General features: G+C 60.1%; 16 protein-coding genes. 9 read left to right on the top strand and 7 right to left on the bottom strand.

Annotation, left to right across the window (positions count from 1 at the left end):
* Window positions 1-341: 341 nt before the first annotated feature.
* Complete coding sequence (radC, locus tag HUW35_RS07065; RefSeq protein WP_181254891.1) at window positions 342-1,016, bottom strand: DNA repair protein RadC; 675 nt, start codon at window positions 1,014-1,016, stop codon at window positions 342-344.
* 141 nt (window positions 1,017-1,157) lie between these two features.
* Here radC and coaBC point away from each other — a divergent pair, with 141 nt between their 5' ends.
* The 4 genes from coaBC (at window position 1,158) to slmA (ending at window position 6,645) form a co-directional block, all read left to right on the top strand.
* Window positions 1,158-2,378: a bifunctional phosphopantothenoylcysteine decarboxylase/phosphopantothenate--cysteine ligase CoaBC gene (gene coaBC, locus HUW35_RS07060; protein ID WP_181254890.1), complete on the top strand. Its 1,221-nt coding sequence runs from the start codon at window positions 1,158-1,160 to the stop codon at window positions 2,376-2,378.
* A gap of 100 nt (window positions 2,379-2,478) precedes the next feature.
* On the top strand, window positions 2,479-4,827 hold the full coding sequence (locus HUW35_RS07055; protein ID WP_181254889.1) for a phosphomannomutase/phosphoglucomutase: 2,349 nt from the start codon (window positions 2,479-2,481) through the stop codon (window positions 4,825-4,827).
* A 56-nt stretch (window positions 4,828-4,883) separates the two neighbouring features.
* Window positions 4,884-5,816 carry an acetylglutamate kinase gene (gene argB, locus HUW35_RS07050; protein WP_181254888.1) on the top strand — a complete coding sequence of 311 codons (933 nt, stop codon included), beginning with the start codon at window positions 4,884-4,886 and terminating at the stop codon, window positions 5,814-5,816.
* Window positions 5,817-6,033: 217 nt separating this feature from the next.
* The gene (gene slmA, locus HUW35_RS07045) at window positions 6,034-6,645 is read left to right on the top strand and encodes a nucleoid occlusion factor SlmA (protein WP_078082858.1); all 612 of its coding nucleotides are present in this window, start codon (window positions 6,034-6,036) and stop codon (window positions 6,643-6,645) included.
* Window positions 6,646-6,844: 199 nt separating this feature from the next.
* Here the strand turns inward: slmA and HUW35_RS07040 are convergent, their stop codons facing one another.
* Together HUW35_RS07040 and pyrE are read right to left on the bottom strand one after the other, a co-directional pair.
* The gene (locus HUW35_RS07040) at window positions 6,845-7,441 is read right to left on the bottom strand and encodes a hypothetical protein (protein WP_181254887.1); all 597 of its coding nucleotides are present in this window, start codon (window positions 7,439-7,441) and stop codon (window positions 6,845-6,847) included.
* A 97-nt stretch (window positions 7,442-7,538) separates the two neighbouring features.
* Window positions 7,539-8,195 (bottom strand): orotate phosphoribosyltransferase, encoded by a 657-nt coding sequence (pyrE, locus tag HUW35_RS07035; protein WP_181254886.1) that lies wholly within the window; start codon window positions 8,193-8,195, stop codon window positions 7,539-7,541.
* A 123-nt stretch (window positions 8,196-8,318) separates the two neighbouring features.
* Here pyrE and HUW35_RS07030 point away from each other — a divergent pair, with 123 nt between their 5' ends.
* On the top strand, window positions 8,319-9,086 hold the full coding sequence (locus HUW35_RS07030) for an exodeoxyribonuclease III (RefSeq protein ID WP_078083116.1): 768 nt from the start codon (window positions 8,319-8,321) through the stop codon (window positions 9,084-9,086).
* A gap of 95 nt (window positions 9,087-9,181) precedes the next feature.
* On the opposite strand, the gene HUW35_RS07025 is transcribed toward HUW35_RS07030, so the two are convergent.
* A complete protein-coding gene (locus tag HUW35_RS07025) occupies window positions 9,182-10,879 on the bottom strand; it encodes a hypothetical protein (RefSeq protein ID WP_181254885.1) in 1,698 nt (565 codons plus the stop codon).
* Window positions 10,880-11,040: 161 nt separating this feature from the next.
* On the bottom strand, window positions 11,041-11,760 hold the full coding sequence (gene rph, locus HUW35_RS07020; RefSeq protein ID WP_181254884.1) for a ribonuclease PH: 720 nt from the start codon (window positions 11,758-11,760) through the stop codon (window positions 11,041-11,043).
* A 140-nt stretch (window positions 11,761-11,900) separates the two neighbouring features.
* Here rph and HUW35_RS07015 point away from each other — a divergent pair, with 140 nt between their 5' ends.
* Entirely contained in the window at window positions 11,901-12,776 is an 876-nt protein-coding gene (locus HUW35_RS07015) for a YicC/YloC family endoribonuclease (protein ID WP_181254883.1), read from the top strand.
* 7 nt (window positions 12,777-12,783) lie between these two features.
* Window positions 12,784-14,019, top strand: coding sequence for a glycosyltransferase family 4 protein (locus HUW35_RS07010; RefSeq protein WP_181254882.1), 1,236 nt, complete (start codon window positions 12,784-12,786; stop codon window positions 14,017-14,019).
* 50 nt (window positions 14,020-14,069) lie between these two features.
* Here the strand turns inward: HUW35_RS07010 and HUW35_RS07005 are convergent, their stop codons facing one another.
* Complete coding sequence (locus HUW35_RS07005; RefSeq protein WP_181254881.1) at window positions 14,070-14,621, bottom strand: DUF805 domain-containing protein; 552 nt, start codon at window positions 14,619-14,621, stop codon at window positions 14,070-14,072.
* A 460-nt stretch (window positions 14,622-15,081) separates the two neighbouring features.
* On the opposite strand from HUW35_RS07005, the gene HUW35_RS07000 reads away from it, so the two are divergent.
* Entirely contained in the window at window positions 15,082-17,169 is a 2,088-nt protein-coding gene (locus HUW35_RS07000; protein WP_181254880.1) for a S8 family peptidase, read from the top strand.
* Between the two features lie 96 nt (window positions 17,170-17,265).
* Here the strand turns inward: HUW35_RS07000 and HUW35_RS06995 are convergent, their stop codons facing one another.
* Window positions 17,266-18,273, bottom strand: coding sequence for an NAD(P)-dependent alcohol dehydrogenase (locus HUW35_RS06995; protein ID WP_181254879.1), 1,008 nt, complete (start codon window positions 18,271-18,273; stop codon window positions 17,266-17,268).
* A gap of 145 nt (window positions 18,274-18,418) precedes the next feature.
* Between HUW35_RS06995 and HUW35_RS06990 the strand changes: the two genes are divergently transcribed.
* Complete coding sequence (locus tag HUW35_RS06990) at window positions 18,419-19,663, top strand: sterol desaturase family protein (RefSeq protein ID WP_181254878.1); 1,245 nt, start codon at window positions 18,419-18,421, stop codon at window positions 19,661-19,663.
* Window positions 19,664-19,792: the final 129 nt, after the last annotated feature.

Raw genomic sequence — 19,792 nt, 5'->3', positions numbered from 1 at the left:
CAGCGCGACCGCGGGATCTGTACAGAATCTGGCCCGGCCGCAAAGAGCGGCGTTTTATACCAGAACACCCTGGGTGGGGCAAGTTTTGACCAGTTTTTTTGCTGTCTGGGCGGCCACTTTGGGTCAAGGGCGGAAAAACCAACTTGATGGCGCCCGAAAGCAGGCCGCGGGGGCTAGAACCGCGATGAGAAGGTCAGGTGCCGGGGCGGGCTTTCGAAACCGTCGGCGACAGGAAGTCGCCGCCGGAGCGCCCAGGGATGGGTTCACAGCGATTTCGAAAGCCCGCCCCGGCACTTGGCCGCCACCGCGCCCGCTACACCCACCTGCACCAGCAGCCCGGATTAAAGCAGTCCTCGCTCGGCGAAGGAACAACCACCCCCTTCACCGACAATCAGATGGTCCAGCACCCGGATATCCACCAGCGCCAGGGCGTCCTTCAGCCGGCCGGTGATGTGGATATCCGCCTGGCTGGGCTCGCTGACCCCGGAAGGGTGGTTGTGGGCAAGGATCACAGCCGCTGCGCCTTTGGCCAGCGCCGCCTGCACCACCTCCCGCGGATACACGCTGGCCGCGTTCAGGGTGCCCTCAAACAGCTCTTCATAGGCAATCACCCGGTGCTGACTGTCCAGGAACAGGCAACAGAAGACCTCGCGGGTGCGGTGGCGCAATTGCGCGGATAAATAGTCGCGCACCGCCTGGGGACTGGTGAGGGCATCCGAGCGCTGCAGGCCTTCCGCCAGGTGACGACGGCCCATCTCCAGCACCGCCTGCAGCTGCACAAACTTCGCATCGCCGAGCCCCTTGCCCGCACAGAATGCCTTGCGATCGGCCTCCAGCAATGGTCGCAGGCCGCCAAAATCCGCCAGCAACTGGCGCGCCAGATCCACCGCGGAAACCCCGGGCAGGCCGGTGCGCAGGAAGATTGCCAGCAGCTCGGCATCGGACAACGCCTGCGCGCCCCTGGCCAGCAGCTTTTCCCGCGGCCGCTCCTCTGCCGGCCAATCCGTAATCGCCATATCCCCTCCCTGGGCAGAACCACATAGTCAAAGTGAATGCTCGCTTCCATTGCGCGCTAATTACTGCTGCCCATGGGCCGTATTGCCACAGGCGCTAAAATGGTAATCTTACGCGTTCTCAGAGTTCCGGAACCACAGAATATGCCCTCTCTGGCCGATAAACGGATACTGCTCGGTGTTACCGGCGGCATCGCCGCCTATAAAAGCGCCGACCTGGTACGCAGGCTCCAGGATCGCGGCGCCACCGTGCGCGTGGTCATGAGCGCTGGTGCCCGCGCGTTCGTACAGCCGCTCACTTTCCAGGCACTGTCCGGTAACCCGGTGCATACCGACCTGCTGGACCCGGCTGCCGAGGCCGCAATGGGGCATATCGAGCTGGCCAAATGGGCGGACGTAATCCTGATCGCCCCCGCCAGTGCCAGTGTGATGGCCAAGCTCGCCGCGGGCATGGCCGACGATCTGCTGACGACCCTGTGCCTGGCCAGCGAGGCACCCCTGGTGCTGGCCCCGGCTATGAACCAGGCGATGTGGCGCAACAGCGCGACCCAGGACAACGCGCAAACCCTGCGCGATCGCGGCGCCACGCTGCTTGGCCCGGATGCCGGTAGCCAGGCCTGCGGCGACGTGGGCCCCGGGCGTATGCTCGAGCCGCTGGATATCGTCGAGGGGCTGATCAATACCATCGCCCCGGAACCGGTGCTGGCAGGCAAGAAGGTCACCATCACCGCCGGCCCCACCCGCGAGGCACTGGATCCGGTGCGCTACCTGAGCAACCACAGTTCCGGCAAGATGGGCTTTGCCATTGCCGCTGCCGCCGCGCGCGCCGGCGCTGACGTCACGCTGATTGCCGGACCGGTGCGCCTCGATACCCCCGCCGGGGTCACGCGCGTGGATGTGGTCAGTACCGAGGATATGCATCGGGCTGCGGAAACCGCCGCAGACAACTGCGACCTGTTTATCGCCGCCGCTGCGGTGGTGGACTTCCGCCCGGCAGTGGTCGCCGCGCAGAAGATCAAGAAAGAAGATGGCAATGACAGCGATGTGCTGCAGCTGGTGAAAAACCCGGACATCGTCGCCGCCATTGCCGGACGCGAGCACAAGCGCCCGTTTGTAGTCGGCTTTGCCGCGGAAACCGAAAAGGTGGCCGAGCACGCCAAGGGCAAGCTGGCGCGCAAGAATCTGGACATGATCATCGCCAACGATGTGAGCGATCCTGCAGGGGGCTTCAACAGTGATCGCAATCAGGTGACGGTTATCGATCGCGATGGTGAGCAGCCATTGCCGGCGGCACTGAAATCTGAACTGGCAACGCAACTGGTTGCACTGATCGCGGCGCGGGCTTTCCCCGCCAGCAATATTTAGCGCTTATAAAAGCCGAACAAGAAACAACAACACACAAGATTCAGACAATACTGAACCGGTCCGGGGGCTGGTCTGGGAAGACTGGGAGACTGCACAAGTCGTGGCTTCACATATTCAATCGCAAACAAAACCCCTGTGGCACAGCGGCCTGACGCTGCCCGCACTGCTGGCAGCGGCGGTGTGGCTGGGTGGTGCGCACCTGCTGATGACCAATGTTATCCAGGGACACAATGCCGACAGCGTGCGCAGCGCCGCGCAGCAACTGGCGGACGGCTATGCGCAGCAGCTTGGGGATTTTTTCAGTGCACGCCAGCAAAAGCTCGATGACCTGAAGAGTGTCCGAAAATCCGCAACCGGCACCCCGAGCCGCACGCTGACGCAGGCTTCAATACAGTTTTTTACGCCCGATCAACTGCAGGTGGGTACCGGTAATCCGCCACTGGATTTCGCGCTGGTCGACCTGCTGAAGCGCAGCCGTGAAGACGGGCAGCCAAAACCTGAATTCCTGCGCGGCAGCGACAAGCAGTGGCAACTGTACAGCGCCCGCGCGGAAAGCGACGGCGCACTGCTGATCAGCCAGCCATTCAGCGTATTCCAGCGCGCCCTGGACCAGCTCGACCAGAATCCGGGCAGTTTCCAGATCATGCAACAGTTCCCGGACGGCCCCGCGCGCGGACTTTGGCAGTCTCCCGGCAGCGCTGCCGGTGGAGATGCGGTCAGCGCACCCATCGCCGGCTCCTATCTGCAGCTGGTGTTTACCCCGTCCACAGCCTTTGCCGGGGATCACAGTATCGCGGCCTACTGGATTTACGCAGCGGCGCTGATCGGGCTGCTCGCAACCCTGTTCGCGCTGCGCACCCTGGTTCCCGCCGAAGGCGATGCCGCCCCCTGGGAGAAATCTACGCGCAGCGGTCGCGCGCCAGCCAAAAAAGGCCTGCGCAAAGAAGACCTGCATGCGCCGCCCCCGGCCAGCGATGACCACCTGGCTGCGGTCGCCGCCGCGCCGGCACCCGCACCCGCCGCACCTGCGAAGCAGGCTCCTGCAACCGGTGCGTTGATGCGCACACCCAGCACCGAAATCCCCGCACATGTGTTCCGCGCGTACGATATCCGCGGCATTGCCGGGGAGGAAATCAACGAGCCCTTTGCCTATCAGCTGGGCCGCGCGCTGGGCACCATTGCACTGCAAGCCGGGGAAAAACTGCTGCTGGTAGGGCGCGATGGACGCAACAGCAGTGAGCTGCTGCGGGACTGCCTGATCGAGGGCATTCTGGAGAGCGGCTGTAACGCCGTGGACCTGGGGCTGGTGCCGTCGCCGTTACTCTATTTCGCCTGCGCACGGGGCAAAAATGCCAACAGCGGTGTGATGGTAACGGCAAGCCACAACCCCGCTGAGTACAACGGCTTCAAGATCGTGATGAACGGCCGCCCGCTGGCAGACAATCGCCTGCAGAAATTGCGCACGCTGATGCAGTCCGGCAAGTTCGCCAGCGGCGAGGCCAGCAACAGCCGCCAGGATATTAGCGAAACCTACATCGACGAGATCTTCAACGACGTGGCGCTCGCGGGCCAGCCGCGTATCGTCATCGACGCCGGCAACGGCGCCACCTCCGAGCTCGCCCCGGAACTGTTTGAACAACTGGGCTGTGAAGTGGAAACCCTCTACTGCGAAGTAGATGGCAACTTCCCCAATCACGCGCCGGACCCATCGCGGCCGGAGAACCTGCAGGATCTGATCACCGCGGTCAAAGGCGAGGGCGCCGACCTGGGCATCGCGCTCGACGGCGACGGCGATCGCGTCACCCTGGTTACCGCCAGCGGCCGGATCGTATGGGCAGATCAACTGGTGATGCTGCTGGCGCGGGATATCCTCGCGCGCAACCCGGGCTCGGATATCGTGTTCGATGTGAAGAGCACCCGCGCGCTGGCAGATCTCGTCACCCAGTACGGTGGTCGCCCGGTGATGTGGAAAACCGGCCACGCGCCGATGAAAGAAAAAATGCTCGAGACCGGCGCGCTGCTCGGTGGCGAGCTCTCCGGGCACATCTTTATCAAGGATCGCTGGTACGGCTTCGACGACGGCATCTACGCCGCGGCGCGGGTGCTGGAAATCATGGCCCTGCGCGAACAGTCCCTCGACGAGCTGCTCGACTCCCTGCCACAGATGGTCAACACCCCGGAAATTCTGCTGCCGGTACCCGAGCAGAGGAAATTTGGCCTCATCGACAAGCTGCGCGAACAAGGGCACTTTGGCGATGCCGATCTCAATACCATCGATGGCCTGCGCATCGAATTCGCCGACGGCTGGGGGCTGGTGCGCGCGTCCAATACGGGCGCCGCACTGACCCTGCGCTTTGAAGCCGACGATGAACAGGCTCTGGAACGTATCCGCAAGATTGTGGCGATCCAGCTTCAGTCCATCGATCCCGCCCTGAAGATTCCGGGCTGATCAACCGATCCGAGCAGTAACACACAGCAGTAACCCAAAGCGGTAAGGAAAACGCTATGTCCCTGGACCAGAAATCCGCCCTGCGCGTCGCACAGGTACTCAACGAAGCACTGCCCTATATCCAGCGCTTTATCGGCAAGACCGTGGTGGTCAAGTTCGGCGGCAACGCCATGGTGGATGAAGAACTGCAGAACAGCTTCGCCCGCGACGTGATCCTGATGAAACTGGTGGGCATGAATCCGGTAGTGGTCCACGGCGGCGGCCCGCAAATTGGCGATCTGCTCGACAAACTCAGCATAGAGTCGCGCTTTGTGGATGGCATGCGCGTTACCGACAGCGAGACCATGGACGTGGTGGAAATGGTGCTCGGTGGCACCGTGAACAAACAGATCGTCAACCTGATCAACAAAAACGGCGGCCGCGCCGTGGGTGTGACCGGTAAAGACGGCCTGCTGATCCGCGCACGCAAACTGCGCCGCAAGGACCAAGAACAAGACAAGGCCGGCCTGCACGCATCGGAAATCATCGACATCGGTCATGTGGGCGAGGTGGAAAGTGTCGATACCGGCGTGATCGATATGCTGATCAACAGCGACTTTATCCCGGTGATTGCACCGATAGGCGTCGGCAAGAACGGCGAATCCTATAACATCAACGCCGACCTGGTGGCCGGTAAAATCGCCGAATACCTGAAAGCGGAAAAGCTCATGTTGCTCACCAACGTGGCCGGCCTGCAGGACAAGGAAGGCGAGGTCCTCACCGGCCTCTCCACCCTGGAAGTCGACGGCCTCATCGCCGACGGCACCATCTATGGCGGCATGCTGCCCAAGATCGCCTGCGCCCTGGATGCGGTAAAAGCCGGCGTGACTTCCGCCCACATCATCGACGGTCGCGTACCCCACGCGGTGCTGCTGGAAATCTTCACCGACACCGGTGTCGGCACCCTGATCACCAACAGCAACCTGCAAACCGAACCGGATGGCGCGTGATTTCCATCACATTACCGTTGTTAACAGGCACTAACAATTGATGCCGCGGCGGCGAATGGTTACGATTCTGCCGCCGGACAATGCGCTTTTCTGCGACTTATAACGGGCTTCTGACACCCCGCTCACAACACAAACGCTTAAAAGCCGCGCAACGAGAACCATACCGGTACAACAACAAAATCAGTTCCCGGCTGAATATTCCGGGTAAAGGCAGTTCATGAGCAGCGAAAAAATCAATCGGCGCCAGCAGATCCTGCAGGCCCTGGCCCACATGCTGGAAGCCAGCCCCGGCGCCCGTATCACCACCGCCGCACTGGCCAAAGAGGTGGGGTTCTCCGAAGCGGCGCTCTACCGCCACTTCCCCAGTAAATCCAAGATGTTCGAAGGGCTGATCGAATTCATCGAAGAAACCATCTTCAGCCGCATCAAGATCATCATGCAGGATGAGCCCAGCGCACTGGCCCGCTGCCAGAAAATCCTGCACCTGCTGCTCGCCTTCTGCGAACGCAACCCCGGCATCACCCGCCTTCTCACCGGCGACGCACTGACCGGTGAAACCGAGCGTCTGCACGGCCGTATTCTGCAGCTGTTCGACCGTCTGGAAACCCAGCTCAAGCAGATCCTGCGCGAAGCGGAACTGCGCGAGCAACTGCGCCCCGCCATCCCCCTGACCGCCGCGGCCAACCTGCTGCTGGCCAGCGCCGAGGGCCGTATCGTTCAGTACGTGCGCAGTGGTTTCAAGCGCAAGCCCACCGAATTCTGGGCTGAGCAGTGGCCGGTGCTAGTTGCAGGATTCTTCAGGGAGAGTGCGCTGGCTGCGCAGGGGTAACAATTCTTTTTCAGGCGCACTATTCACAACGATGCGCAGTGCCCAGAATCGAAGGGGAAGTACCGGGGAAAGTTTTTCAAAACCGTCGTCGCCATGGATGGCGGCGCCGGAGCGCCCAGGGATGGGTTCACAGCGATTTTGAAATGCTTTGCCCGGTGCTTCACCGCCCACGGGCCCACTTCAAAACCAGCAGGAAAACCTATTTCCCCGCGATTTCCTGATAGCGGTTGGCGGCGTGGTCGAACTCGCTGTTGATCGTTACCGCTTCCTTTTTGCGCAATGCCAGACGCTCGCTAACCACCTCAACCTCTTTGCGCAAATTCTCAATCCGCTGCAGCAGCTCCGGGGAAACCGTACCGCCGTTGCGCTGTGTGCGCGCCGCCGAGGATTCTTCGCTTTCGATCTGTCGGTTGAGGGAAGCTAAATTGGAACGCAGGATCGCCATATCCTGCTGTACGATGGCAAGCTTGCGCTTGCGCGCGGATTCGATGTCGGCAACGCTGTTGTAGCGCTTGAGCAGTTGCAAGTCGGCAGCCATGCGCGCCTCGCGACGCTGCTTCTCCGCCAGCTCCTTGCCCGTCAGCTCCGGCTCCACCACCTCCAGCACCCGGCCAGTCGCGGTCAGAACCTCATAACCACCAGCCACATAGCGCGGGGGCACCACGTCATCCAGCACCTGAACACCGTGTTCGTTGGTATAGCGGTATAGCTTCTTGCCATTCCACCCCTGGTCTGCGGCTCCGACGTCCATTGTCAGAAAGGCGCCGGCCAATGCCAGCGCTATTGCGGTTTTCAAACGTGCCTCTTCTTATATATTGCGTACATCGTTCAAGTTTTGACCTCTAGCACTCGTCCCTAGTGCCCCGGTACCAATAACTGACGAGGAGAGGGCTTTACCCCTCAGTACGCACGCCGTATTGCTGCCGATAGTCGATGATACGCTGCAACAGCTCTTCGCTGGCAGCCTCGGACTTAAGATAGGAAATAATATCGTCCAATTCCACAATACCGATCACAGGAATACTGTATTCCTGCTCCACCAGTTGAATGGCGGACAGGTCGGTGTCGTCATTCGCCTTTTCCTGACGATTCAGACCGATCACCACACCGGCGGGTTCGGCACCCTCGGCCTTGATGATCTGCATGACCTCACGCACCGCCGTGCCGGCGGTAATGACATCATCAATAATCAAAACCTTGCCTTTAAGCGGCGCACCCACTAAGGTTCCGCCCTCGCCGTGGTCCTTGGCCTCTTTCCGGTTGTAACAGAAGGGTTTATCTACCCCTTTCTGCGCCAGTGCCACCGCGGTCACCGCACCCAGCGGGATGCCCTTGTAGGCCGGTCCGAAGATGACATCAAACTCCACTCCAGAGGCAATAATCGCCTCCGCGTAGGCATTGCCCAGGGCGGCGAGCGCCGCACCGCTGTGGAATCGGCCGGCATTGAAGAAATAGGGGCTCTGGCGCCCGGATTTCAGCGTAAAATCCCCGAAACAGAGCACATCGTGCTCCAGGGCCAGTTGTATAAAGTCGCGCTGGTACTGCTGCATGGCAATTTGATAACTATTGGCTAAGGTGAAGGAAGGTCCCCACGGAAAGGGGAGCGGCAATCGAAAAATGTTCAGACGAATAACGACTGCAATTTTACACAGTCCGCTGGTAAGGGGCTAATAATGCGAATAGTGAGTTTGTCCGTTGATGGTGTGCACCAGGCTGCACAGCGCGGACTGTACGATTGGTTGTCAGATCAGGATGCAGACATCATCTGCCTCCAGGACCTGCGCTCACTGGAACCGGAGCTGGATCACCCCATCTTCCATCCGGACGGCTACTACAGCTACTTCTTCGATTCAGGCACCCCCCACGAGAACGGCGTCGCCATCTATACCCGCGCCCAGCCCAAGGCCCTGATCTTCGGCATGGGCTTTGCCAATGGTGTGGATATGTACGGCCGCTACCTGCAGGCGGACTTTGAGCGCCTCAGCGTCGGCTCCCTGCTGGCGCCGGTGGCTACCGACGAAGCGTCGCTGGAAACCAAGGTGCAGTTCTTCGACGACATGCAGGCCCACCTGGCCAAGATCAGCCGCAAACGCCGCGACTTCATCTTCTGCGGCAACTGGGGCATGGCCCACCGCCGCGCGGATGTGGAGAACTGGCAGGACCATCAGGACACCCCGGGGTTCATGCGCCATGAACAGCGCTGGCTCGATCAGTTGTTCAACGAAATTGGCTATGTGGATGCTTTCCGCCGGGTAGTGAAGGACGCAGACGAGTTCACCTGGTGGCCGAGCGGCGAAATCGGCAAGGGCGATGGCTGGCGCACCGATATGCAGATCGTTTCCCAGACCCTCAAGAACAAGATCGAGTACGGGGCCATCAACAAGAACGTGTCCTTCTCGAGCCACCTGCCAGTGATCATGGATTACGACCTGGAAGTCTGATGCCGCGGTCGGACGACCGATACGCAACACCGGACAAAAAGTAAAGGGCGCACCACCAGGTGCGCCCTTTGCGTATCCGGGACAGTCGACTCTCGCTACAGTCGCGACGCCGTCAGCTTCACATCCGCATCCCGCCAGGCTTTCCTGAACCGCGCCTCGATCAATTCCGCTTCATCCGCCTTGTGCTGCTGCTTCAGGGCCTCGGTCAGTCCGAACAGTGCCCAGCCATTTTCCGGGTAACGGCTGAGGTTCTGCCAGTACACGGTTTCTGCCTGCGCGGGCTTACCGGCCTTCAGCAGTACTGCACCCAGCGCCAGGCGCGGCGGGTAGTGCCATTCGGTGGGCTCGGTATACACCAGCCCGTCTTCCATACGCACCGCCCGGTCCAGGTGCATGATCGCCGTGTCGTAGTCGCCTTTGGCTGCCGCCAGTTCGCCGCTCAACACTTCCGGGGCAATGGCGAGAATGGACGCCGCGGTGTTGGGGGAAAACAGCGTGTAATCCAGCGCCGGGCTTGCGGCAATCTTTTGCACCGCCGCCAGTTCTTTCTGGGCCTGATCCAGTTGGCCCTTGCCAATAAATGCCAGGCCACGGACATAGTGCCGGGCACCCTTGAGGAAGAGGTCTTCCGCTGGCTCCGGTAACGCCAGCACCTCACCCCATTTGCCGAACCGCGCCAGCGCCCAGTAGGGCGTTACCCGGAAGGTCACCAGAATCGGCATTGCCGCCAGCGTCTCATCGGAGATCTGCGCCGCCGTTTTGTTGGCGGCTTCGATGGCGGCGGCGCCGCGGCCGCGAGCACTTTCGGCAAACCACAGGAAATGGATATTGTGCGGGTAATAGGCCATGGGATAGATACCCTGCGCCCGGCACTGGGTGATGTAATCCTCATCGGCGGCAATTGCCCGCACATTGGTGCTGGCGGAATCCGCGTAACGTCCCACCCGCTGATAAATGTGCGCTGGCATATGCACGATATGTCCCGCCCCCGGCATCAGTCCCTTCAAGGTATCCGCGGCTTTTTCGGCGCGGGCTGGATTGTTGGTGGGCTCGATCAGGTGAATGTACAGGTGCAGGGCGCCGGGATGCCTGGGATTTTTTTCCATCACGCCTTCCAGCAGAGAAACTATCTCCTCGGTGCCCTCGTAGGGCGTACCGTCGCGCATCCAGTAATTCCATGGCCGCAGGTCCATCATCGACTCGGCATACAGGGTCACAATATCCAGATTATCCGGAAAGCGCTGCGCGACTTTTTTCATCGCCGCGGCATAGTCGCTGTCACGCTGGCGCCTGTCGGCAGGATCACCGGAATAGCGTGTGGACAGCGCTTCTATCAGAGCGCGCTCGCGATCATTGGCGGTATTTCGCAGCGACATGGCTTTCTTTACCAGCTCCAGGGCCTCGGGCTCCTTCTCCTGGTCCATGGGTGCGTTGATATTCGGGCCCAGCACCAGCGCCTGCCCCCAATAGGCCATGGCACAGTTCGGGGCAAGGCGCGCGGCCTCACGGAATGAGCGCCCCGCCTCGGCATGGTTGAAGGCGTAGGCGAGGTTCACGCCCTGGGTGATGAACTTCTGCGCGCGCTCCGACTGACAGCTGACCGGAAACTTGTGATCGCCGAGGTTCTGCAGGCGCGGCGCCAGAGCGCCAGTCGGGGAGGGCTTATCCTGTTCCGGTGCGCGGTAGTGTTTGTGCTGGGGGCGGGCTTGTTTATCGTCACCCTGTGCGTGCAGCGGAGAATTAAAGGTGAGCAGCGCTACAGCGAGTGCCGCAATAATCAGTGTCTGATACATGGCTTTCTCGTCGGTATTCCACGGGGCGGAAAGAAAGCCTAATAGATGCGGAAAGAAGGGATCATCAAAAGGGCGACAAGGAAGGATTTATTGGCGTCAGTTTGTTACCGCGGATAAAAAGTGGGCGAACGGGCACTCCCCGTCCACCCGGTATCGGCAGGTTATTCCGCCAATGCCTTCTTCTGCATCCCGATCAACTCCTTGATGCCCGCCTTGCCCAGCGCCAGCATCTCGGCAAATTGCTGTTCGGTAAATGGTGCGCCTTCCGCGGTGCCCTGCACCTCGATCATGCCACCATCTTCAGCCATCACCAGATTCATATCGGTATCGGCATTGGAATCTTCCGGATAATCCAGATCCAGCACCGCTTCGCCGTCATAGATACCCACGGAAATCGCCGCCACCATATTTTTCAGCGGATCGGTGGCGATCATTTTTTCCCGCTGCATATAACGAATCGCGTCCACCAGGGCCACACAGGCGCCGGTAATAGAGGCCGTACGGGTGCCGCCATCCGCCTGGATCACATCGCAATCGAGGGTGATCTGGTGTTCGCCCAGCAGTTTCAGATCCACCGCTGCGCGCAGGGAACGACCGATGAGGCGCTGGATTTCCACGGTGCGACCGCCCTGTTTGCCGCGCGCGGCCTCGCGCCCCATGCGCGAGCCAGTGGAGCGGGGCAGCATGCCGTACTCCGCGGTGATCCAGCCGCCGCCCTGTCCGCGCAGGAAACGCGGCACTTCCGCCGCTACTGACGCGTTGCAGAGCACTTTGGTGTCACCAAACTCAACCAGTACGGATCCCTCCGCGTGACGAGTGTATTGACGGGTAATGCGCACATCGCGCAGTTGCTCTGGCTTGCGGCCGCTTGGTCGCTGCATATTGCACCTCTGGTTTGAAATCGATTTAAGCTTGAAAGCGTTCAAGGTTCGGCATTATAGCCATCTAAGCACACAATCACCCTGTGCTATGCTTTGCCGCTCTTTTTTCCAAGCAGCATTCTTTTCTGGAGCCCGGCAGTATGGCCAAAAACAAAGTGCGCAGCATGACCGCTTTCGGTCGTGCGGAAGTCAACTACTCCACCGGCACCGCCGTATGGGAGATGCGCTCCGTCAACCACCGCTATCTCGAACCTCACTTCCGTTTGCCGGAGGCTGCCCGCGCACTGGAGTCCAAGTTGCGTGAAATCCTGCGCAAGACCCTCAATCGCGGCAAGGTAGAGATGACCCTCAACCTCAAGGCGAACAGCGGGGAAGTCGCGGGTATAGAAGTAAATCAGGCGCTCGCCGAGCAGCTGGTCAAGGCCGCCGGGCTGGTGGCACCGGCGAGCGACAGCCTGTCTCTGAATCCCCTGGAAATCCTCAAGTGGCCGGGCGTGATTGCCGAACCAGAAACCGACGCGGACGAGCAGGCCAAAGCCATCCTCGATGGCTTCAAGCAGGCGCTGGAACAGGTCGTGGACAACCGCGAGCGCGAGGGTGCGGAACTGGCCGGATTTATCGAGGCGCGACTGATCGGCATCAATGAGCAGGTCACTACCGTGCGCGCGTTACTGCCGCAGATCCTGCAGAACCAGCGCGACAAACTGAAAAGCCGGCTGGAAGAATTACTCGAAGAGATCGACAAGGACCGTATCGAGCAGGAAATTGCCCTGCTGGCCCAGAAAGCGGACGTAGACGAAGAACTCGACCGCCTCGACGCCCACATCACCGAGACCCGTCGCGTGCTGAAAAACGGCGGTCCCATCGGCCGGCGTCTGGATTTCCTGATGCAGGAATTTAACCGCGAGGCGAATACCCTGTCGTCAAAAGCCGTGGTCACCGACACCACCCAGGCCGCGGTGGAATTGAAAGTACTGATCGAGCAGATGCGGGAGCAGGTGCAGAACATCGAGTAATTCGCGGATGGCCAGCACCGCGCCCACCAGGCGCGCACTTTTAATCGCCAAGCAGTGGCCAGAACCCACCTCCACCGCTGCCGGTCGTCGCACACTGGATATTCTCGATCTGCTGGGCGAAGCCGGTTATCAGGTGGAGATTGCGAGTCCGGCGCAGCCCACTCCGTTCCAGGCGAAGACCGGTTATGGCGAGCATCCCATTGCAGTCAACGACGCCAGCTTTGATCAATGGGTGCGCGCACTGAACCCCACACTGGTGATCTACGATCGCTTTATGATGGAAGAGCAGTTCGGCTGGCGGGTGCGCGAGCAGTGTCCGGACGCCGTTACGCTGCTCGACACCAGCGACTTCCACAGCCTGCGCGAGGCGCGTCACCAGGCACTGAAAACTGGTGAGCCGGTTAACCTGTTTAACGCGAGTGCCGAACGCGAAATTGCGGCCATGGCGCGCTGCGATCTCACGGTGATGATTTCCCAGGTCGAGGTAGAACTCCTCAAACAGCATTTCTGCCTGCCGGACTGGCAATTGCACTATTTGCCATTTCTGGTGCATGAATTGCCTGATGTTAACAAGCTGCCCGATTTTGACGAACGCGAACACCTCGTCATGATCGGCGGCTTCAAGCACGCGCCCAACCGCGATGCCACCACCTGGTTTGCACAAACCGTGTGGCCGCGCTTACACACCCTACTACCCGGTGTGGAGTGCCACGTGTACGGAGCCTACTCGGATCACGCCATGCATCGTCTCAGTGACCCGAAAACCGGATTGCGGATTCACGGACGCACCGAAAATGCTCTCGCGACACTCGCCCGTTATCGACTGAACTTAGCACCTCTGCGCTTCGGCGCCGGACAAAAAGGCAAGATACTGGAGGGCTGGCTCAGCGGAACACCCACGGTCACCACGCCCGTCGGCGCCGAGTCCATGGCTCCGGAAAATGCATGGGGCTATACGCTCAGCGATGATCCCGATCAGCTTGCTGAATCTATCGCGCGCCTTTACCAAAATAAATCAGACTGGCTAAACGTGCGCGATGCGGGTATTCGTGCACTTGCCGCAGGATTTTTCTATCAGGACCATGCAGCAAACTTTATACAGCGGCTGCAGGACATCGCCGAAAATCTGGAGACGCACCGCAACCGGAATATCTGGGGGCGCATCCTCCGGCGTACCGAGCACCGTGCGGAGGAATTTATGAGCCGCTGGATCGAGGCCAAAAATAAAATCCAGGACAACTAAAAAAGCCGCCCGATTAGGGCGGCTTTTTTAGTTGTCCTAGAATACAAATTTTACTGTGCGGTCTGCTGTGCGCGCTCCACGTACTCCTGGTAAGCCGGCAGTGCTACCGCCATTAGCGTACCCACATAGGCAAAGCCCAATAACAGGCTCAGGGCAAATGCGATAAATACTCCAGCGCCATTACCCACAGGTTTATCACCAAACCCATTGCGCCCTTTGCTACCCGGAAAAAAAACCAGATAAACCATCAACAGCAGGTTCAATATCGGCAGCGCCACCAGCAAAGACCACCAACCGGATTTATCCAGGTCGTGCAAACGGCGCACATTGAGTGAAAATCCGTAAACGGTGATAGAGATAAAAAATGCACCGTATACGTACAGACTTGCTGACAGATCTACCGGAAGCAACATCGCCGCCGCGATACCCGCAACAAACATCAAGAAAATGGAAGACAGCACCAGATAGGAAAAATAACGCATCCTACCGATACGGCCATTGAAGGAAAACAGCTGTGGCTGACTGAAGGTTTCCGCTGTCGCGCTGTCCAGGTCTGAAGTTTGCGGAGAGGCGTAGGGATCCGCAGCAATGGAAGTGGTCATGGAAAATCCTTGTATGGCGGCTCGCGTTCAGCGATCCAGTAATTTTTATTGGTGACTTTTATCTTTTGAAAATCACACCGCAGTGTGAGCTCTCCCCGCTATCAATTATCACCGCACCAACCAGGTGCAACAAGCCGACAACATATCCCACGATTTTTTTCACGGAAAATGGCCTTCGTACAAATCATCCGATTATTGAGATCAACTTCACGCGGCTTTTGTAATGGGTGACAAGCGTACCAGTTAGATCCTAATTTTGGCGCGTATTACAAAGAGTTGTCCCTGTTTTTACTTGGGGGGGCAATTCATCTCCTCGTTAAACAAAGGCCTTAGGAGAAATCCCCACAACAAAATTGTGGGGTCGTTTCCGGAGGAAGCGCTGCACTGGGGTAACGCAGCGGGATCGCGGCGGAAGCACCCAATTCTGCCGACAAAAATAATCAAGGAGAAATTCGCAACAATGAAATTATCAGCATTATTCAAACGAGGTCCGAGTACCGTGCTCGGCGCGGCGACGCTGATCGCCAGCGCCACTATCGGTATCAGCTTTACGGCACAAGCGGTGGAGCCCGAGCTGTCCTCTATGGCGGTAGCGCCGGATGAAGTGGTGACCGATCGGATCATCGTCAAATACAAAAGCACTATGGCCGGCGCCAATGCCTCCGCCATGTCGCAAACGGCGATCGATCGCCTGGCACAAACCGCAGGTCATCGCTTCAAGCATATGCGCCGTCTTGCTACCGGTGCGCAGCTGATGAAGCTGGAAAAGCGCGCGAGCAAAGCAGAACTCGATGCGATCGTTGCACGCCTGCAACAAGACCCCCAGGTGGACTACGTCGAGCCAGATCGCCTGATGCAGCCCATGGCCACCCCCAACGATACTAATTACAACCAGCAGTGGCATTACTTTGAATCCACCGGCGGACTGAACCTGCCCTCGGCATGGGACATCACCCAGGGTGAAGGCGTGGTGGTAGGTGTGATCGATACCGGTTACCGCCCACACGCGGACCTGAACGCGAATATTCTGCCCGGCTACGACATGATCTCGGACACCACCGTGGCCCAGGACGGCAATGGTCGCGACTCCGATGCCAGCGATCCTGGCGACTGGTCGCCGGCCGGTGCCTGTGGCGCAGGCCAGCCGGCGCGCAACAGCAGCTGGCACGGCACCCATGTGGCCGGCACCATCGCTGCGGTTACCAACAATGGTAGCGGCGTGGCCGGTGTTGCCTACAAGGCGAAGGTCGTGCCGATCCGTGTACTCGGTCGCTGTGGCGGTTACACCTCGGATATTGCCGATGGCATCATCTGGGGCGCCGGCGGCAACGTGAGCGGCGTACCGTCCAACCCCAACCCGGCACAGGTGCTGAACCTCAGCCTCGGTGGCGGCGGCAGCTGTGATAACACCACCCAGAACGCGATCAATACCGCGCGCAGCCTGGGGACTACCGTGGTGGTTGCTGCGGGTAACTCCAACGCCAATGCGGCGAACTACAGTCCGGCAAGCTGTTCCGGCGTTGTGACCGTGGCCTCTACCAACCGCGCCGGCAGCCGCGCCTACTACTCCAACTACGGCAGCGTGGTGGATGTGGCAGCCCCGGGCGGCGAGACCTCGACCAATTCCAACGGTGTACTGTCGACTCTCAACAGCGGCACCCAGGGACCGGGTAGTGACAACTACGCCTTCTACCAGGGCACCAGTATGGCGGCACCTCACGTAGCCGGTGCGGCAGCACTGCTGTACGCGGTAGACAGCGGCATTACCCCGACCGAAGTGGAAACTGTCCTGAAAAACACTGCCCGCAGCTTCCCCGGCTCCTGTAGCCAGTGCGGTACCGGCATTGTGGATGCGACAGCGGCGGTGAATGCGGCCAATGGCGGCGGCAACCCTGATCCAGACCCGGAGCCCGGTGACGGCGTGTTGACCAACGGGGTTACCGAAACCGGACTTTCCGCCAGTACCGGCGGTGAATTGCGCTACACCCTGGAAGTCCCCGCGGGCGCATCCAACCTGAGCTTCCAGATTTCCGGTGGCAGCGGTGATGCAGACCTCTACGTACGCTACGGCAGCCAGCCCACCACCTCCACCTACGATTGCCGTCCCTACCTGAACGGCAACAATGAAACCTGCTCCATCAGCAATGTTCAGGCCGGCACCTATCACGTGATGGTGCGCGCCTACAGCAGCTTCTCCAGCGTCAGCCTGGTCGGCAGCTTTGATGAAGGCAGCAGCGGAGGCGGTGCCACTGGCTGGACGGAAACCAACGTGACCGGCAGCAGCGGCAGCTGGCAGCACTTTACCCTCGACGTGAACAGCGGTATGTCTTCCCTGGAAGTACTGATGTCCGGCGGCAGCGGTGATGGCGATCTGTATGTGCGCTACGGCTCACAGCCCACTACCAGCAGCTATGACTGCCGCCCGTATCGCTGGGGCAACGACGAGAGCTGCAGTATCAGCAACCCGCAGGCGGGCACCTGGTACATCAGTATCCGCGGATACAACAGTTACTCGGGCGTGACCCTGCAGGCTGAAGCCGCACCCTAACCGATCGACGCTCTCTCAAATCGCAAGACCCCAACCTTGCTTGGCCGGCATTCGCCGGCCTTTTTTGTGCGCGGTGTTTCCCGCTTACCTGTCTGCTTACTTGCCCGCCTCCAGCACGATGCGATAGCGCGCTTCGCCGCTCTCGAGTCGCGCGAACGCTTCATTCACCTTGCTCATGGGGAAGTGCTCCACTTTCGGCGCGATATTGTGGCGCGCGGCAAATTCCAGCATGTCGGCGATGGTGGCGGGACTGCCCACCGGCGAACCGGAAACCTCGCGCTGGGCCATCAGCAGGTTGAACACATTGAGATCCAGTGGCTCGGTGGTGGCGCCGACAAAGTGCAGGCGACCACGGGGTTTGAGGGTGGTGAGGTAAGTGTTCCAATCCAGCTTGACGTTGACCGTGGAGATGATCAGGTCGAACTGACCCGCTGCGGCCTTGAGCGCTTCCGGGTCGCGGCTGTTCAGGGTGTGGTGGGCACCGAGCTCCAGCGCTTCATCGCGCTTGCTATCGCTGGAAGTGAAAGCGGTGACATCACACCCCCAGGCGTTCAGGAACTGCAGCGCCAGGTGACCCAGCCCGCCGATGCCGATCACCGCCACGCGGCTGCTGGGCTTGATACCGAACTGCACCAGCGGGTTGTACACAGTGATGCCGGCACAGAACAGGGGGCCGACCACCGCCGGATCCAGGCCGTCTGGCACCGGCACCACGCTCGCCGCGCCCGCCCGCACCTTGTCGGCAAAGCCGCCGTGATGACCGATGATGGTAGGCTGAGCCTGGGCACAAAGATTCTGGTGGCCGGTATCGCATTCGCCGCAGTGCCCGCAGTAGCCCGAGTGCCAACCCAGCCCCACGCGCTGGCCCTGTTTCAGGTGGGTCACCCCATCGCCCAGGGCGACGATATGCCCGACCACCTCGTGCCCGGGGACCACCGGAAATGCGGTCATACCCCACTCGTCGTTCACCACACTCACGTCACTGTGGCAGAGGCCACAGTATTCCACCGCAATCTCTACCTGCCCGTGCTCCAGGGCACCCGGGTCATAACTGAACGGCTTGAGTTCCGCGCCGGCGGACTCGGCAGCATAGGCGTTGATCATATTGGCTCCCGTTTATTGGATTATTGACGAAAAATGCTCACGGATTTCGGAATCCGGTCTCTGGGGACATTGTTCACTTTCGCGGCTGTGGCAACATTACCCTCGAGGTTAGAACAAAAATAGTTAGACAACTTCCGAGGTGCCCGTGGGTCTTGTCACTGCTGCCATCCCCTTCTTTCTGCTCGCTGTACTGCTGGAGCTCGCGCTGGATCGCTGGCGCGGCTGGGGTCTTTACCGCCTGAACGATGCCATTGGCAGCCTCGCCGCCGGCGTGATGAGCCGGATCCTCGGGTTGATACGCGTGGGCATCCTGCTGCTCATTTACGTTCCGCTCTACCAGTGGCTGGAGCCCACTTACCAGGCCCTCGGTATCCAGTGGTCCCTCGACAACCCCTGGCACCTGCTGCTGGCGGTGATCGCTTACGACTTCTGTTACTACTGGAATCACCGCTTCAGCCACGAAATCAATATCTTCTGGGCCGAGCACCTGGTGCATCACCAGAGCGAGGACTACAACCTGACCACGGCTCTGCGCCAGTCCACCGATGTGGTTCCCCTGGGCTGGATCTTCTACCTGCCGCTGCTGCTCATCGGTATGCCCTGGGAAGTCCTGGTTACCGCAGGGGCCATCGACCTGATCTACCAGTTCTGGGTCCACACCCAGAAATTCCCCAAGGTGCGCTGGATGGAGTGGTTCCTGGTCACCCCCTCCAACCACCGGGTGCACCACGCCCAGAACAAGGTCTACGTGGACCGCAATTACGGCGGAGTACTGATTATCTGGGATCGCCTGTTCGGCACCTATCAGGAGGAACTGGACACCGAACCCTGTATCTACGGAGTGCGCAAGCCGCTGAATACCTTCGACCCCCTGGCGGCCAACCTGCAACACTACAAACGCATGTGGCTGGATGCCGTGTTCACCAAAAGCTGGAAGGAAAAACTCACCCTCTGGTTCCGTGCCACCGGCTACCGCCCGGCAGATGCGGAAGCGGCGATGCCGGTTCCCAGTGGGGATCTGGAAAATTTCCAGCGATTTGACCCTGAAATCCCCCGCGCTCAGCGCTGGTACGCGCTGATACAGCATCTGGTTTACTCCGGCGCCGCACTGGCGCTAATGGCCAGTGCCCAGCAGTTGGATTACGCCACAACGGCAATGATGGTAGGGATGCTGGTGATCGGACTGGTGGTAAACGGCCGCATCCTGGATGGCGAGCCGCGCGGCAAACTCTGGGAGCTGGGCCGGCTGGCGCTACTGGCAGCGAGCCTGCCATTGCTGCCGGCGGCAATATGGCTGCCCGTGACCGGCTACTGCCTTGCCAGTGGCGCCGTGTGGTGGTGGTTGGTTTTTAACAATAAAGACGATACAGTCACTGCCGTTCGCAATTAGCAACAGGAATCCGCAGTAGCCCCCAGCCTTCCCCAAAGGCGAAGCGGTTGAGATTCCGCAGGCACCCCCGACCGGCTTCGGAAGACACGCCGCCCCGCGGCAGATATTCCGGAAAAGCCCAACACTTTG

It is taken from the genome of Microbulbifer sp. YPW1 (genome assembly GCF_013367775.1).
GTDB lineage: Bacteria > Pseudomonadota > Gammaproteobacteria > Pseudomonadales > Cellvibrionaceae > Microbulbifer.
Note: the sequence above shows the minus strand (reverse complement) of the source record. Positions and strands in the feature narration are given on the sequence as shown.